Source organism: Marisediminicola sp. UYEF4 (genome assembly GCF_040546025.1).
Lineage (GTDB): Bacteria > Actinomycetota > Actinomycetes > Actinomycetales > Microbacteriaceae > Marisediminicola.
Genome location: NZ_JBEPNA010000022.1, coordinates 13867 through 30428 on the forward strand (window position 1 = coordinate 13867; position 16562 = coordinate 30428).

The window sequence follows — 16562 nt, forward strand, 5'->3', positions numbered from 1 at the left end:
CGCTGTCGGTGTTTATTCGGCCGAGGCTTTCTCCGCCTCTGTCAGAACGCCGCGGAGACCCTGGAAGTACCCGGCGACCGCTTCGCGCTCAATCCTAATCTTGGCGAGGCGCTCCTCAGCGTCAGACACGAGCGCCGCGGTTCTCCTGTCGGCGTCGTCGACCGTAGCCTTGGCCTTGGCCTTGGCTTCGGACACGAGCTCCGCCGTGGTCGCCCGAGTAGATTCCAGCAGCGCCTTCGCCTCGGCCCGCGCGGACCCCTCGACCTCGTCCGCGTGCTTCTGACGCTCGTCGGCCCGTTTGGTCGCCTCGGCGAGCTGGCGGCCGGCGTCGTCGAGGTACTTCTGGGTCTGCGCGACCGCCTCCTGATGCGCGGCGAGTGCTGCCTTCTCGGCCTCGTCCCGACGGGCCGTGATTTCAACTTCGAGGTCGGTGCGCCCCTGCTCGGCGTCGCGGGCGATCGTCGTGCGCGTCTCGTCGAGTTCGAACGCGAGCTGCGCGCGGGTCTCCTCCGCTTGGCGCGTGAGGTCCGCCCGCTGCTGCGCAATGTCACGGTCCAGATCGGTGCGCTGCTGCTCGATGTCGTGCGCGAGGCTCGCCCGTGCGGTCGTGATCTCCTCTTCGAGGCCCGCCCGCGCGGTTTCCAATTCGAGGGCGAGGTCCGCGGTCGCCTTCTTGGTCGTCCGGTCGAGGGTCGCCGTGGTTGCCGCGGTCTCCTCCGCGAGGGCCGCGTAGGCGGCGGTCGTGTCGGCGTCCAGCAGGGCGCGAGCCTCGGAGATCTCCCGCTCGAGAGCCGCGTGCCGCTCCTCGATGTCCTTCTTCAGAGCCGCACGCTCATCGGCCACCTCCCGGGCGAGCGCGCTGCGGGTGTCGGCGGCTTCCTTCTCGAGTTCGGCGTAGGCCGTGTCGGTCTCGCGGGCGAGGGCGCTGCGGGTATCGGATGCCTCCCTCTCGAGCAGCTCCCGGGTGTCCGTCATCTCGGTGGCCAGGGCCGCACGAATGGCTTCGGCCTCCGCGGCGAGGTTCTGGCGGGTATCCTCTGTTTCGCGGGCGAGGGCGGCCTCGGCGTCGGCCGTGGACGTGTTGAGGGTGGCCCAGGCGGCGTCGGTGTCGCGCGCGAGGGCGGCACGCACAAACTCCTCTTCGCGCTCCAATGCGGAGCGACGGGACATCGTCTCGACCTCGAGGGCCGAGCGTCCCTGCGCGAGCTCCTGTTCGAGGGAGGCGTGGGTGGCGGCCACTTCACGTTGCAGGTTGCCTGTCGTCTTCTCGACGGTGGCGGCGAGCTCGGCGGTGACCGTCTCGACGTGCCGGGCCAGGTCCGTGCGCTGCTGCTCCACCTCGCGTTCGAGGTCGCCGCGCTGCTTCTCGCTGATGCTGTCGAACTCGGCACGGCCGCGCTCGGTGTCGCGAGCGAGCTGTGCCGCCTGTTCCCGTGCCTCGCTGATCTCCCGCTGGGCCGCGGCGCGGACCTCGGCGGACTCGCGGTCTGCCTCGGCGCGCACGGCTGCGGACTCGCGCCGGGTCGTGCCGCGTATCTCGGCGGATTCCGTCGCAACGGCGCCGCGGATCGCGGCGGCTTCGAGGAGTGCCTCCTGGGTGACGGCATCCGCCCTCGCCTCGGCACTCTCGAGGATCTCGGCAGCTTCGGCGGTCGCGGACTCGAGCAGTGCGGTAGCCTTCTCGTCCGCATCGGCGACGAATCCCTCCGCGGTCTCCATCGCATCGACGCGCATCCGGTTCACCTCGAGCTGCACGCTGCTGCGCAGGCGCTCGGCGTCGATGTCGGCCTGGCTGATGAGTCTCGTCGACTGCTCTTCAGCGACCCGAAGCATGTTCTCGAGCTTCGTGCCGAGCCCGCTGTAACTCGGGCTGCCCGTCTCCTCGATCTCCGACTCGAGATCGCGCACGGTTGCCGCAAGGCGTTTGATCTCTCTCCCCGATTCCACCCTGTCGGAGTTGGCCTTGATCAGTTCGCGCCTCAGGTCCTGGAGCGCCTTGTCGACCTCCTCGCGGTTGTAGCCGCGCATGGCTGTGCTGAAGTCGTCGTCGTCACTGGCCACATTGTCTCCTCGTGGTCGGCGGGCGCTGGAGGCACAGCCGAACTGGAATGAGCTTAGCGATGACTGGCCCCGGCGCACCCTGAGGTGCCGTCAGTATCGGTGCGATATTTCCCCACCAGCGAAAAAGTGGGAGCTCCCAGACTGATCGGCTAGGCTGCAATGTCTTTGTCTGTTGCCATTTTCGGGCCCAACTCGGGCCCGGCACACCCCAACCTCGTCCAATTGAGCGAGTGGTTGCCCTGCGAACGCGACTGGGTGCGGCCAATTTTGATCGGCCTGGCAACACGAAAGGAGTAAGTTCGTGCGCTTTGCCCTAGCCATAGTGGCCTTCCTGATCGGCATCGGTCTCGGCGGTTACGGAATCGCCCAGACGACGGTGCTCAACGGCCCATCGGAACTGACCGCGACCAGCGAATCAGACAGCGAGGCCCCCGTCACCATTATCGGCGGGGAGACCCTCAACGCGATGGACGGCCGTCAGGACGTGCAGATCAGCGGGTCCGACACCATCTTTGCGGCCTATGCCCGAACCGAGGACATTCTCGCGTGGGTCGGCGACGCGAGCTACAACAGCGTCGGCTTCGACGCCGGGAGCCAGAACCTCGTGAGCGTGACGAATCGCGGGTCTGAGCAGACGGTCCCGCTGCCGGCGGGATCCGACCTCTGGCTCGCGGAGTACAACGCCGAGGACGAGCTTGGCATGAGGCTCAGGCTCGACGAGGAGTTCTCGATTCTCGTCGTCTCGGACGGAACCCAGACCGCACCCTCGACTGTCGCGATCACCTGGCCGCTCGACAACCGCACGCCCTGGGCCGGACCGCTGATGGCCGGCGGCGGCCTCATGCTTCTTCTCTCGCTCATTTTCCTCGTTTGGGGCATCCACCACCAACGCCGCACGCGCGGCCCCCGCCGCAAGAGCATCAAACCCCCCAAGACGCAGCGCATGCCCAAGCTGCCGCGGCAGAGGAGCTACCGAGTGAACAAGCCCAAGGCCGTCACGACCCGGAGGGGGCGCCGGTCGACGAGCCGGATGATCGCCGTTCCCGCCTTCCTCATTGGGGCGCTCGTGCTCTCCGGCTGCTCCTCCGACCTGTGGCCCGACCTCGCCGGCCGCGACGCGATCCCGCTCGTGCCGTCGCCCAGCGCCTCCGCCGATGCCGAGGCCGTGGTCGAGGAGCGCCAGCCGCCCGCCGCGACCGTGCGGCAGGTTCAATCGATCGTGTCCGACGTTGCGGAGGTGGCCGCCGCGGCCGACGCGAACCTCGACACTGCGGCGCTCTCGGCGCGGTTCGACGGTCCCGCACTCAAACTGCGCACCGGTAATTACGAGACGCGGGCCAAGGACAGCGCGTTCCCTGCGCTCGCGCCGATCCCGACCGGCCGGCTCGCGGTCGCTCTGCCCCAGTCGCTGCCCAAAGACACGGATACCACCTTTCCGCGCGCGATCTTCGCGGTCGTCGAGCCCGTCGTGGAGGAGGCGGCGGAGGGAGCAGAGCCCGTCGAGCCCGCGGCCCCTGTCGCCCTCATGTTGCTCCAGACGTCGCCGCGCGAGCAGTACAAGGTCTACTACTCGGTCACCCTCGAGCCCGAGGCGGTGCTTCCGCCCCTCGCCCCGCAGACGGTCGGCGCTCCGCGCCTGTCGCCCGACACGAAGCTGCTCTCCACGGCTCCCGGCGAGCTCGCCGCCGCCTACGTCGATGTGCTCACCGTCGGCGCGGAGAGCGCGTCGTACGAGCTCTTCGATATCGAGCGCGACGGGCTCATTCCGAGCGTCGGCGTCGAGGCGCGCACGGCGCGCTCAGAAGCCCTCGACGACAAGGCCAAGATCGAATTCGGAATCGCCCCCGGCGATGCCGAGACGATCGCGCTCGCCTCGAACGAGTCGGGTGCCCTCGTGAGCGTCTACATCGAGGAGACCGAGACGGTGACGCCCGTCGAGGAGGGTGCCACGATCAACCCCGAGGGCGCCACCAAGACGCTCTCCGGGCTCTCGGGCACGAAGAAGGGCGTCGCCGCCACCTACGGCGACCAATTGCTCTTCTACATCCCGCCGATCGGCAGCGACGAGAAGATTGTCCTGCTCGGCTTCAGCCAGGTTCTCGTCAGCGCCAAGGAGATCGAATGACCAACAACCTTCCCCCCTCTGCGGCGAGCCTCCGAGGAGCGGTCGACCTGTCGTCGCTCGTACGGCCGCCCGTCCCGCCGAGCGCGCCGGCATCCGCCCCGGGCACCGGAGGGCCGTCACTCGTCGTCGACGCGACCGACGCGAGCTTCACGGGAATTCTCGAGCTGTCGAACACCGTGCCGGTTGTCGTCGAGCTGCACGGTGGAGTTCCGACCGCGTCACTCACGAAGCTCATCACCGAGTTCGGCGGCAAGCTCGTGCTCGCACGAGTCGACGCGACGACGAACCCGCAGCTGCAGCAGGCGTTTCAGGCTCAGGTTGCCCCAACCGTCGCCGCCGTGGTCGCCGGCCGACCGCTCGCCCTGTTCGAGGGAGAGCTGCCGGAGGCCGAGGCGCGGCAGGTGTTCGAGCAGTTGCTCGTCCTCGCGGCCCAGAACGGGGTCACCGGCACCGTTCCGGTCGCGCCCGCGGAGGCCAACGCTGGGGCAGAGGCCGCCGAGTCGGTCGAGGAGCCGCTCCCGCCGCTGCACCAGGCCGCATACGACGCCATTGAGGCGGGGGACTACCCCGCCGCGATGACCGCCTATCGCACCGCGATCGCCCAAGACCCGCGCGACCAGCTCGCCGTCGCCGGCCTCGCCCAGGTGTCGCTGCTGCACCGCCTCACCGGCCTCTCGGCCGGCACCATACGCGATGCGGCCGCCGCGGCGCCGTCCGACGTCGACGCACAGCTCGCCGTCGCGGACCTGGATGTCTCGGGTGGACACCTCGAGGATGCCTTCGACCGCCTCCTGTCGCTGTTCCCGTCGCTCGACGCCGAGGGCAAGAACGCCACGCGGACCCGGCTGCTCGAGTACTTTGAGGTGGCCGGGGCAGAGGACCCGCGCGTCAGCGCCGGGCGTCGCCGCCTGACCGCGCTGCTGTACTAAGGACGCACACCCGCGCAGCGGCACTGCTGCGCCCGCAACGCTGCTGTGTGCCGCCCCTCTTCCCCGCGAACTGCCCAGTTAGGTCCCCTCTGTGCGCTTGGGAGGGACAGAAGTGGGCGAGTCGCGGCTGGTGGGGTGCGCTCCCGGAGGCGGCGCGCCCCAGCATGGAGCGCGCCGCACAGCGACCCCGCGAACTACTTACGCAGCTTGAGCCAGAGCCCGGCTAGCGGCGGGAGGGTGAGTTCCACGGATGCCGGACGCCCGCCCCACTGCTCGTCAGTAGCGGTCACGGCGCCGTAGTTGCCCACTCCGGATCCGCCGTACTCGCTGGCATCGGTGTTGATGAGCTCGTCCCACACACCCGCGAACGGGAGTCCGACGCGGTACTGGCCGATCGGGTTGCCGGAGAAGTTCATGATCACGGCGATCGGCTGGCCGTCCTTCGCCCAGCGCAGGAACGACACGACGTTCTGCTCGGCCGCGCCGCCGTCGATCCACTCGAAGCCGGCCGGGTCGTTGTCCTGCTCCCAGAGCGCGCCCTCCTCGCGGTAGACGCGGTTGAGCTGCCCGACGAGGTTGAGCAGTCCGCGGTGCACGGGCTGGTCGAGAATCCACCAGTCGAGGCCGCGTTGCTCCGACCACTCGGAGGGCTGCCCGAACTCCTGGCCCATGAACAGCAGCTGCTTTCCGGGGTGTGACCACATGAAGGACAGGTAGGCGCGCAGGTTGGCGAGCTTCTGCCACTGGTCGCCCGGCATCTTGTGCAGCAGCGATCCCTTGCCGTGCACGACCTCGTCGTGGCTGAGCGGCAGCAGAAAGTTCTCGGTGTACTGGTACACCATGCTGAAGGTGATCTCGCCGTGGTGGTGCGCGCGGTACATCGGGTCTGTCTGCATGTACGAGAGCGAGTCGTGCATCCAGCCCATGTTCCACTTGAGCCCGAATCCGAGGCCGCCGCTGGCGGTGGACCGGCTGACGCCCGGGAACGCCGTCGACTCCTCGGCGATCATGATCACGCCGGGGCTGCGCTTGTAGGCGGTCGCCGTGACCTCCTGGAGGAAGCTGATCGCCTCGAGGTTCTGGTTGCCGCCGTGGATGTTGGGCTCCCACTGGCCGTCCTCGCGGGAGTAGTCCAGGTAGAGGATGGATGCGACGGCGTCGACCCGCAGGCCGTCGATGTGGAACTCCTCGAGCCAGTACAGCGCGTTCGCGACGAGGAAGTTGCGCACCTGGGAGTCGCCGAAGTTGAAGATCAGCGTTCCCCAGTCCATCTGCTCGCCGCGGCGCGGGTCGGAGTGCTCGTAGAGCGCCTGCCCGTCGAACTTGGCGAGAGCCCACTCGTCCTTGGGGAAATGGCCGGGCACCCAGTCCATGATCACGCCGATGCCAGCGTTGTGCAGCCTGTCGATCAGGTAGCGCAGGTCGTCGGGGTGGCCGAACCGGCTCGTCGGAGCGAAGTACCCCGTGACCTGGTAGCCCCAGGATCCGCCGAAGGGGTGCTCGGCGAGCGGCATGAACTCCACGTGGGTGAAGCCCGTCTCGAGCATGTAGTCCACGAGCTCGTTGGCGAGTTCGCGGTAGCCGAGGCCGGGCCGCCACGAGCCGACGTGCAGCTCGTAGACGCTCATCGGCGAGTTGTGCGGGTCGCGCGCGGCCCGCTTGTCGAGCCACGCGGCATCCGTCCACTCGTAGTGGGTCTTGCCGACCTTCGATCCGGTTGCGGGGGAGACCTCTGTGTAGCGCGCCATCGGGTCGGCGCGGGTGACCCACTCGCCGCCCTGCGTGAGCAGCTCGAACTTGTAGGTCGTTCCGGGCTCGATCCCCGGGATGAAGAGCTCCCAGACGCCGTTGTCGTCCAGACGGCGCATCGAGTGCAGCACGCCATTCCAGCCGTTGAAGTCGCCGACGACGCGGGCCGCCTTCGCGTGCGGCGCCCAGACGTTGAATGCCGTTCCGACGACGCCCTCGTGGGGGCGGAAGTGGGATCCGAAGACGCTCCACATCTGCTCGTGGCGTCCCTCGCCGAAGAGGTACAGGTCGATCTCGCCGACCGACGGCACGAAGCGGTACGGGTCGTCGGTTCTCCAGGTCGGGGCGCCCCCGTAGGTCGTCTCGAGCTCGTACGCCTGCCCGGCGCCAGGCAGGAAGGCCTGCCAGAGACCGTCGGCGAGGTGGGCCAGCTCGACCCGGCTGCCGTCGGTGCGCAGCGCCGTGACGGTCTCCGCGAGCGGGCGGACGGCGCGAACGACGAAGCCGTTCTCGAACGCGTGCTGCCCGAGCGTGTCGTGCGGCCGGGGGTGGCTGCCAGCCACGATCGAGGCGATGAGCCCCGGATGCAGGTCGGGAAGGTTCGGTGTGGTGCTGTGGACGGTGAGGTCGGCCATTTAGCTGCCTTTCGGGAATTCGACGCGCAGGATGTGCACGGGTTCGGTAAAGGCGTCGAGGCGCACGTAGTTGTTGAGGCCCCAGGTGAATGTCTCGTCGGTGAGCAGGTCGGTGACCACAAATGGGGTCGCCGGATCGATGCCGAATCTGGTCGGGTCGAGGTGCACCGTGGTCTCGCGCACGGAATGCGGGTCGACGTTCGCGATCACAAGGATCGCGTCGCTGCGCCCGTCCGCCGTGAAGCGGCCGTCGATGAACTTGCTGTAGACGAGGATCGAGTCGTCGTCGCTCCAGTGGATGTCGAGGTTGCGCAACTGGCGAAGTGCCGGATGCTCCGCCCGGATGCCGTTGAGTCGGGTGAGGAACGGCGCGAGCGAGCGACCGAGCGCCTCCGCCTTGGCGAAGTCGCGCTGTTTGTACTCGTATTTCTCGTTGTCGATGTTCTCCTCGGAGCCCGTCCGCGCCACGTTCTCGAACAGCTCGTAGCCGGCGTAGACGCCCCAGGTCGGGGCCGCGGTCGCCGCCAGTGCCGCCCGGATCTTGAAGGCCGCCGGCCCGCCGAACTGCAGGTACTCGGTGAGGATGTCCGGCGTATTGACGAACAGGTTCGGGCGCAGGAAGTCCGCGTGCAGCTTCGAGATGCTGGTGAAGAACTCCTCGAGCTCGGGCTTCGTGTTGCGCCAGGTGAAGTAGGTGTACGACTGCTGGAATCCGACCTGCGCGAGGGAGTGCAGCATCGCCGGGCGGGTGAACGCCTCGGCGAGGAACACGATCTCGGGAAACTCGGTGTTGACCTCGTGCAGCAGCCACTCCCAGAAGGCGAGCGGCTTGGTGTGCGGGTTGTCCACCCGGAAGATCTTCACCCCGACACCGATCCAGTACTTGACGATGCGCAGGACCTCCTCGCGGAGTCCGACGGGGTCGTTATCGAAGTTGATCGGGTAGATGTCCTGGTACTTCTTCGGAGGGTTCTCCGCGTAGGCGATCGTTCCGTCGGGCAGTGTCGTGAACCACTCCGGGTGCTCGGTGACCCACGGGTGGTCGGGCGAGCACTGCAGGGCGAGGTCGATCGCGACCTCGATGTTGTTCTTCTTCGCGGTGCTGAGGAAGAACCTGAAGTCGGTGATCGTTCCGAGGTCGCGGTGGATGGCGTCGTGGCCGCCCGCCTCCGCCCCGATGGCCCACGGCGAGCCGGGGTCGTCGGGTGTGGGGGTCATCGTGTTGTTCGGGCCCTTGCGGAACGCGACGCCGATCGGGTGGATCGGCGGCAGATAGATCACGTCGAAGCCCATCGCCGCGACGGCGGGAATGCGCCGCGCGGCGGTGCGGAACGTGCCGCTCGTCCAGCTGCCGTCCTTTTTGCGCTTGGCCCCCTCCGAGCGGGGGAAGAACTCGTACCAGCTGCCGAGTCCGGCGCGCGCACGCTCCACCCGCACGGTGAGCGGGTCGCTCAGGGTGACGAGGCTCGCGAGTGGCTGCTCGTCGAGCGCCGCGGCGACACGGGGGTCGTCGGCGGCGGCGAAGCGCTCCTCGGCGGTGAGCTTCTTGCTCGTGATGCGTTTGCCGGCGTCCCTGAGTACCTTCGAGCCGGGGTCGGCCGCGACGGCGCGCGCGAGCAGACCAGCGCCCATCGAGAGCATGAGTGACACATCGATGCCGGCGGGAATCTTGATTCGCGCGTTGTGCAGCCACGTCGCCCAGTCGTCGTTGTACGCCTGAATGCGATACTCCCAGCCGCCGGCCCGGTCCAGAAGCGCCTGGGTGTGCCAACGGTCGGTGCCGGGCGCGCCGGGCGCCATCCCATGCTTGGTGCGGATGCCGGAGGGGTCGGTCAGGAGCAGGTCGACGCCCAAGACGTCGTGCCCCTCTTTGAAGACCGTTGCCGCAAACGGGACGACCTCGCCCGCGAAGGCTTTGGCCGGCCACAGGTTCTCCGGTTGTTGGGGTGAAAGTTGTCTGATGGGGATGCGACCCACCTTCGGTTCGTATGCCATAGCCACAATTCGACCGTACTCGCTTTCGGTGCGGGCGCGCTTTACCAATCCGAATCCCGCAGCCTCTAGGCTTGCTCCTCGTGAAAGCAATCAGGCGTTTTACCGTCCGTACCGTGTTGCCAGAGGCCCTTGCCGGCCTCGAAGAACTGGCGACAAACCTGCGCTGGTCGTGGCACGAACCGACCAGACAGCTCTTTGCGCAGCTCTCTCCGACACTCTGGGAGGAGAGCGCGCATGACCCCATCGGCCTGCTGGGCGAGATCGACCCGTCGCGGCTCGACGAGCTGGCGGCGGACCACGGCTTCGTCGCCCAGGTGAACGAGCGCCTGCACGAGCTCCACTCCTACTTGACCGAGCCGCGCTGGTACCAGTCGCTCCCGGAGGGGGCGCCCGCCGCGATCGGGTATTTCTCGCCAGAGTTCGGCATCGCCGCGGCACTGCCGCAGTACTCCGGCGGCCTCGGCATCCTGGCCGGCGACCACCTGAAGAGCGCCTCCGATCTCGGTGTTCCGATCATCGGAGTCGGGCTCTTCTACCGCGCGGGCTACTTCGCCCAGGCGATCTCGGCGGACGGCTGGCAGCAGGAGTCCTACCCGGTCCTCGACCCGGACGGCCTTCCCCTCAGCGTGCTCCGCCACCCGGACGGTACGGCCGGGCAGGTCGCGCTCGCACTGCCCGACGGGCGCACGCTCTACGCGCGGGTCTGGCAGGTCGCTGTGGGGCGCATCCGCCTCCTTCTGCTTGACACCGACATTCCCGAGAACGACGATGAGCTGCGGTCGGTCACCGATCGACTGTACGGCGGCGGCGGGGAGCACCGACTGCTGCAGGAGCTGCTGCTCGGCATCGGCGGCGTCCGTGCGATCAAGCTCTTCACCGAGCTGACCGGCAGCCCGACTCCCGAGGTGTTCCACACCAATGAAGGGCACGCCGGATTCCTTGGGCTCGAGCGCATCAGCGACCTCATCGGAGTCGGGCTCTCGTTCGACGAGGCGCTCCAGGTCGTGCGCGCCGGAACGGTGTTCACGACCCACACCCCGGTGCCCGCTGGCATCGACCGCTTCGACTCGGGTCTCATCGGCCAGTACTTCTCTTCGGAGCTTCTGCCGGGCGTCGACGTCGACGACGTGCTGCTTCTCGGCGCGGAGAACTACAAGGGCGGCGAGCCCGGCACCTTCAACATGGCCGTCATGGGCCTGCGGCTCGGCCAGCGCGCCAATGGGGTCTCGCAGCTCCACGGCGAGGTCAGCCGCGGCATGTTCGGGCAACTGTGGCCGGGTTTCGACACCGCCGACGTCCCGATCACCTCGGTCACCAACGGGGTGCACGCGCCGACCTGGACCGACCCGTCGTTGCTCGCGCTCGCCGCATCGCGCCTCGGCACGACCGACACAACCTCCTGCGACTGGAACAGCCCCGCGGTGACCGACCTCGACCTGTGGGAAGTGCGCAACGGCATGCGCGCACAGCTCGTGCAGGACGCACGCCGACGAGTCACGGCGGCCCTCGCGGAGCAGAACCCCGGCACGATCACGCCGCAGTGGGTCTCCGACCTGCTCGACCCTGACGTGCTCACGATCGGCTTCGCCCGACGCGTACCCACCTACAAGCGCCTCACCCTCATGCTCCACGACGAGGACCGGCTGCGGTCGATCCTGCTGTCGGCCGACCACCCCGTGCAGATCGTGATCGCCGGCAAGTCGCACCCCGCCGACGAGGAGGGCAAGCGCCTGATCCAGAAGCTCGTCCAGTTCGCCTCGGCGCCGGAGCTGCGCACGCGGCTCGTGTTCCTCGAGAACTACGACATCGCGATGGCGCAGCTGCTCTACCCCGGCACGGATGTCTGGCTGAACAACCCGCTGCGCCCGCTCGAGGCCTGCGGTACGTCGGGTATGAAGGCGGCGCTCAATGGGTCGCTCAACCTCTCGATCCTCGACGGCTGGTGGGCCGAGTTCTATGACGAGGAGAACGGCTGGGCTATCCCGAGCGCCGACTCCGCCGGCGACTCCGCGGAGCGGGACAAGCTTGAGGCGGAGGCGCTCTACGACCTCATCGAGCACCAGATCGCCCCGCGCTTCTACGACCGCGGAAGCGACGGTGTGCCGAAGCGCTGGGTGCAGTCGATCCGGCACACGCTCGCGACGCTGTCGCCCGAGTTGTCGGCCGATCGCATGGTCAAGGAGTACGTCACGCGCCTCTACGTTCCGGCGGCCGAGGCCGAGCGCACCATCAGCGCAACGTCGTTCGCGGGCGCGCGGGAGCTCGCGGCCTGGAAGCAGCGAGTGAGCGATGCCTGGCCCCTTGTCGCGGTCACCCACGTCGAATCCGGCGGCGTCGACACCGTGCCGCAGGTCGGCGACGTCCTGCATGTGCGCGCCCACGTGCAGCTCGACGGGTTGAGCCCGGATGACGTCGCCGTCGAGGTCGTCTACGGCCGCGCCCGCGAGGGGGACAACCTCGAGCGCACGCACCACGTCGCTCTCGAGCCGGAGTCGGCCGCGCCGGGCGTCGCGGTGCAGTTCATCGGTGCCGTGCCGCTGACGCGCGCCGGCAGCTTCGGCTACAACGTTCGCGTGACGCCAAAGCATCCGCTGCTCGCCAGCGCCGCCGAGCTCGGCCTGATCGCGGTCGCCGACTAGCCAGCAGACCCTCACGAAACGCCCCGCGCTGACGCGCGGGGCGTTTTTGCGCGCTCCATGCGGATAGACAATGCTGTCTATCCGCTATTCGCACCGTACCCCGATTGCGGGTAGATGCATCGGTATGCATTGCTGATCTCGGGCGATATGACACATGTTGCGACGGAATTCGTTGCCTGAGCACACTCTTTCAATGGATTTCGTGTCGGAACCCTAGTCTTGCGCGTACCTCTTACTGGGGGCGCGAGGAGGATAGACGGGCTTGTCTGTCCTACCTATAGTGATACCGGGGAGAGTGACCCGCACCACACGCCGACACGGCGAACCGGAGCGGCGCACACATTTCACAGCCCGGATTTCGGGTGGGGGCAACACAGACTCACGGACGCCGCGACCATCGCGATGTCTGCGCCGCGTTCTACGGCACAACACTCTCGAACACGGGTTCACCCGTGCGAACAGGCTCCTGCACACGCAGGTGTCGCGAAAGGAATCATCATGAACAAGCTCCTCAAGGGTTCAGTCGCCGGCGCAGCTGGTGTGGCCCTCCTCCTCGGCGGTGCCGGCAGCTTCGCGCTGTGGAACTCGACCGAGTCCGTCAACGTCGGCTCCGTCGCATCCGGCACCCTGTCGATCGCCCAGGCCGGCACGCCGACCTGGATGGACGTCTCGGCCGACAAGGCCGCATCTGCGATCGACGACATCTCGACATTCAAGGTTGCTCCCGGCGACACGATCGAGCTCACCCAAGTTGTCGAGATCGACGCTCGCGGAAACAACCTCCGCGCCACGCTGTCGTACGACGAGCTGTCCCTCGCTGCAGTGACGGCCGCCGACAAGGCGCTCCTCGACGAGCTCGTGATCACGCTGGACGCCGCCGGCGGCACCAACGTCACCCGCATCGGCAGCACCGAAACCTTCGCCGTAACGCCGGCGACCTCGACGAGCACCGTCACGCTCACGGTCACCATCGAGTTCCCGGACACCGTCACCGGCGCCACCAACGGCACCGTCGACTTCTCCGCGCTGGCCTTCAAGCTGCAGCAGAACGACCGCCTCTAGGCCGGGTGGGATGCGCCGGCCGAATCCGGCGCATCCCCCCTCGTTTCACATCACCACCTGCCAAGACCGGAAGGAGCGAGACATGAACGCCGAACCGACCAGCGCTTCCCGCTCTCGTCCGTCCGCGCTCCGCCGGATGCTCAGCGCTGCCACCGCCATCGCCGTGGCGGTCGTCCTGGCCCTGCTCGGCACCGGCACCAGCTACGCACTCTGGAACGGCGAGGCCGTCGTCGACGCCTCGAGCGTCTCCTCAGGCAACGTCGGCCTCACCGTCAATGGTGCGGCGGCCTACTCGCTCACAGGGCTTGACGCCAAGCGACTCGCGCCGGGCCGTTCGCAGGTCATCCCACTCGCCATCGCCAACACCGGCACCACGCGACTCTCCGTCACCGTCGCTGGCACCCAGGTGCTCGCCCAGGCCAACTCGCTGTCAGGCTTCCTCACGGCGAGCCTCGTACCGGCCCCCGACTGCGCCGTCGCGACCTTCGTTCCGGCGCCGCTCGCGGGTTTCACGACGACCGCGGCGCCCGTCGTGCTCGAGCCCGGCGAGGTCCGGCAGTTCTGCCTCGCGATCGGCCTCGCCGCCGGGGCTCCGCCCGCCGCGCAGGGAGGCAGCACGACCTTCGCGATGGCGATCGACGCCGTCCAGGTGCGTTGACCATGGTCAGGCACCGCACCGCTATCGCCATCGGCACGGCGGCATTCCTCGTGCTCGCGGGCACCGGGGTCGGCAACGCCTACTGGAGCACTCAGGCATCGACGGCCGGCAGCGTCAACGCCGGCGCGATCGGCATCGCTACGAACGGGTTCCCTGCTCTTGCGACCAACTACACGGCATCCGCCCTCGCCATCTCGGCGCCCGTCACGGTCACCAACACGGGCACGATCTGGGCGCCGTTCTCGCTCACGCTCGGCGCCACGTCAGCGACCGCCCTCGCGACCGGCGCGATCGTGCGGACGTGGCCGGTCGCCGCGGCGACTGCCTGCACCGCCACGAGTATCGCTCCGTCCTCGGCGACGACGAGCAGCTGGGTCAACGTGCCGGCGCTCGCCGGCACACTGGATCCGGGCGCCTCCGCGACCTACTGCGTGCGCTCGTCCGTCTCCGCGCTGCAGCAGTCCACGATCGCCGGCACGAACCTGTCCGCGGCACTCTCGGTCACGTCGGCAGTGGGGAGCTGGGTCGCCAGCGCCACCTCCTCCGCAGCCCAGGCCGTGCTCGACTCGACGTCGCCGACCACGCCCGGCGCGCCTGTCGCCTCGGCGACGACCGCGACGGGGACGTCGATCGTCTGGCTGCCGTCGAGCGACAACGTCGCCGTGACGGGCTACGACGTCTACCGCGACGGACTCCTCCGCGCGACCGTCGCCGGCACCGCGTTCACCGACAGCGGCCTCACTGCTGCCACGACCTACCGCTACACGATCGTGGCGCGCGACGCGGCGGGCAATGTGTCTGCGGTGTCAACGGGCACGAACGTCGTCACGAGCTCGGCTCCCGGCGTGCTCGACCCGGCGCTGTGGTACTCCGTCAGCACCGCGAGCGGGGTGTGCATCGAGTCCGGACCGAGCCCCACGAACGGCGGCCCCCTGGGCGTGGCCACCTGCGGCGGAAGTGACAAGAACGAGTGGAAGGTCGTGGCGGTGGGCGGCTACTACACCGTGGTGTCCCGGCGCGCCCCGACGCTCGTCTGGGACATCACGGGTGCCAGCCTGGCCGCGAATGCCGCAGCGCAGCTGTCCACTTCGAACGGCGCCACGAGCCAGCAGTGGCAGGTCTCGCGGAACGCATCGGGCACCTACCAGTTCGTCAACCGCAACAGCGGGCTGTGCCTCTCGGTGCCGACCTCGGGATCCCTGCGCCAGCAGGCCTGCGGCAGCGCGAACTCGCTCCTGTTCACCATCACGACGGTCAGCTGAGCCGTGGCCACCCGATGGATCACCTGGCTCGGTGGAACCGCTGTCGCCATCGCGCTGCTCGCCTCGAGCGCGACGCCGGCCGCGGCGGAGGAGGAACCCTCTGACGTGCTCCTCAGCTCCGACGGCGTCGTGTTCTCCAGCGCACCGCCTCAGGGGATACTCGATCCGCTCCAGACCCTCGTCCCAGGGGGATCGCGCGCGTCCGTGCTCTGGATCAGGAACCCGGCCACCACCCGCGCGATCGTGAAGGTGAGCGCAACGGGGCTCCGTATCCCCTCGGTATCGTTCGCCGAGGACGTGTCGTTGACCACCACCACTGGATCGGAGGGGAGCGGAACGCGCTCCCGCACCCTCGCGCAACTTTCCGAGTGTGAGATGCTCGTTCCGTCCCAGATGCTGGAGGGGGGAGCGACGATGCGTTTCGATCTGAGCTTCGCCATGTCGCCGGATGCGCGGAACGTGTCGCAGAGCCAGCGCGCGGACCTCAACCTGCTGATCGCCATGCGGGACGCGGATGCCGGGGAGTTCGCGGAATCCGCGTGCGACGACCCCGGTGTGGTCATCGGCCCGAAGCCCGCCGTGCCGACTCCCGCTGGGCCCGCCGTGCCGACTCCCGCTGCGCCCGCCGTCCCAGCGAGCAGTGGATCCGCCCCGGGTGCCCTGGCGCGCACGGGCGTCGACCTGCCCGTGCCTCTCATCACGATCGGTGCCTTGCTGCTCGGCGCCGGATTCTTCCTGTTCGGCGCCCGCCGCCGCCGCGAACGCGAGGAGTCGTGAGCGACGTGCGCGAGGAAACGGGCACCGCCCCCCGCGAGAATGGCGTGCTCCACTACGTCGGCCTCGGGCTGAGCGGGGCACTGCTGTTGCTCGTCCTCGCGCTGGCCGTGGTCGTCATCGTGGTCCCACGGGCATCCGGATCCATCCCGCTCACGGTGTTGACCGGGTCCATGGCGCCAGGGCTTCCGCCGGGTACGCTCATCGTGGTTCAACCGGTCGACGTCGACGATCTCGCGGTCGGCGACGTCATCACGTACCAGATCCGGTCCGGCGACCCCGCCGTGATCACGCACCGCATCATCGCGATCAACGCGTCCACGACCGGGGCGCGCACCTTCGAGACCAAGGGCGACAACAACAGCGACGCCGATCCCGATCCGGTGGGCGCGATCCAGGTGCAGGGCAAGGTCTGGTACTCGGTGCCCCTCGTCGGCTTCGCCAACAACGCCGTCAACGGAGAGAACCGGGCGTGGATCGTGCCGGGTATCGCCGTGCTGCTCATCGCCTACGCCGGGTACATGATCGCGAGCGGCGCCGCCTCCGCGGTGCGGAAGAAGCGCGAGGTCCAGCCCCGCCCCTAGACGATATGAGTACGGCGCTTACCTCTTGAGGCTGGGGCCCCCGTTCGAGTAGACGTGGGTTACCAGCCTGCGGAGGTTGGCCTATCCAC

At 68.5% G+C, this 16562-nt stretch carries 11 protein-coding genes; 8 read left to right on the top strand and 3 right to left on the bottom strand.

The features are described 5' to 3' along the window. Positions 1-12: 12 nt before the first annotated feature. On the bottom strand, positions 13-2061 hold the full coding sequence (locus ABIB15_RS14095) for a DivIVA domain-containing protein (RefSeq protein ID WP_354479936.1): 2049 nt from the start codon (positions 2059-2061) through the stop codon (positions 13-15). Positions 2062-2362: 301 nt separating this feature from the next. Here ABIB15_RS14095 and ABIB15_RS14100 point away from each other — a divergent pair, with 301 nt between their 5' ends. Together ABIB15_RS14100 and ABIB15_RS14105 are read left to right on the top strand one after the other, a co-directional pair. Next, entirely contained in the window at positions 2363-4186 is a 1824-nt protein-coding gene (locus ABIB15_RS14100; RefSeq protein ID WP_354479939.1) for a DUF8094 domain-containing protein, read from the top strand. Beyond that, a complete protein-coding gene (locus tag ABIB15_RS14105) occupies positions 4183-5115 on the top strand; it encodes a tetratricopeptide repeat protein (RefSeq protein ID WP_354479941.1) in 933 nt (310 codons plus the stop codon). The genes ABIB15_RS14100 and ABIB15_RS14105 overlap by 4 nt, the downstream gene beginning before the upstream one ends. A gap of 194 nt (positions 5116-5309) precedes the next feature. Here the strand turns inward: ABIB15_RS14105 and glgB are convergent, their stop codons facing one another. Together glgB and ABIB15_RS14115 are read right to left on the bottom strand one after the other, a co-directional pair. Continuing rightward, positions 5310-7499, bottom strand: coding sequence for a 1,4-alpha-glucan branching protein GlgB (gene glgB, locus ABIB15_RS14110; RefSeq protein WP_354479944.1), 2190 nt, complete (start codon positions 7497-7499; stop codon positions 5310-5312). Then, positions 7500-9494, bottom strand: a complete 1995-nt coding sequence (locus tag ABIB15_RS14115; RefSeq protein WP_354479947.1) for a maltotransferase domain-containing protein — start codon at positions 9492-9494, stop codon at positions 7500-7502. It lies immediately after the preceding gene. 80 nt (positions 9495-9574) lie between these two features. Between ABIB15_RS14115 and glgP the strand changes: the two genes are divergently transcribed. The 6 genes from glgP (at position 9575) to ABIB15_RS14145 (ending at position 16473) form a co-directional block, all read left to right on the top strand. Continuing rightward, a complete protein-coding gene (gene glgP, locus ABIB15_RS14120; RefSeq protein ID WP_354479950.1) occupies positions 9575-12133 on the top strand; it encodes an alpha-glucan family phosphorylase in 2559 nt (852 codons plus the stop codon). Positions 12134-12631: 498 nt separating this feature from the next. Next, positions 12632-13195 (top strand): alternate-type signal peptide domain-containing protein, encoded by a 564-nt coding sequence (locus tag ABIB15_RS14125; protein WP_354479953.1) that lies wholly within the window; start codon positions 12632-12634, stop codon positions 13193-13195. 82 nt (positions 13196-13277) lie between these two features. Continuing rightward, positions 13278-13853: a hypothetical protein gene (locus tag ABIB15_RS14130; protein WP_354479956.1), complete on the top strand. Its 576-nt coding sequence runs from the start codon at positions 13278-13280 to the stop codon at positions 13851-13853. 2 nt (positions 13854-13855) lie between these two features. Further along, positions 13856-15115: an RICIN domain-containing protein gene (locus tag ABIB15_RS14135; protein WP_354479958.1), complete on the top strand. Its 1260-nt coding sequence runs from the start codon at positions 13856-13858 to the stop codon at positions 15113-15115. Between the two features lie 3 nt (positions 15116-15118). Beyond that, entirely contained in the window at positions 15119-15892 is a 774-nt protein-coding gene (locus ABIB15_RS14140; RefSeq protein ID WP_354479961.1) for an LPXTG cell wall anchor domain-containing protein, read from the top strand. Next, a complete protein-coding gene (locus tag ABIB15_RS14145) occupies positions 15889-16473 on the top strand; it encodes a signal peptidase I (RefSeq protein ID WP_354479964.1) in 585 nt (194 codons plus the stop codon). The genes ABIB15_RS14140 and ABIB15_RS14145 overlap by 4 nt, the downstream gene beginning before the upstream one ends. The last annotated feature ends 89 nt before the right edge of the window (positions 16474-16562 follow it).

What these genes read in the sequence shown, in the direction of transcription:
- ABIB15_RS14115 (WP_354479947.1), bottom strand. Translation starts at nt 9,494, where the DNA reads ATGGCATACGAACCGAAGGTGGGTCGCATCCCCATCAGACAACTTTCA.
- glgB (WP_354479944.1), bottom strand. Translation starts at nt 7,499, where the DNA reads ATGGCCGACCTCACCGTCCACAGCACCACACCGAACCTTCCCGACCTG.
- ABIB15_RS14105 (WP_354479941.1), top strand. Translation starts at nt 4,183, where the DNA reads ATGACCAACAACCTTCCCCCCTCTGCGGCGAGCCTCCGAGGAGCGGTC.
- ABIB15_RS14135 (WP_354479958.1), top strand. Translation starts at nt 13,856, where the DNA reads ATGGTCAGGCACCGCACCGCTATCGCCATCGGCACGGCGGCATTCCTC.
- ABIB15_RS14125 (WP_354479953.1), top strand. Translation starts at nt 12,632, where the DNA reads ATGAACAAGCTCCTCAAGGGTTCAGTCGCCGGCGCAGCTGGTGTGGCC.
- ABIB15_RS14130 (WP_354479956.1), top strand. Translation starts at nt 13,278, where the DNA reads ATGAACGCCGAACCGACCAGCGCTTCCCGCTCTCGTCCGTCCGCGCTC.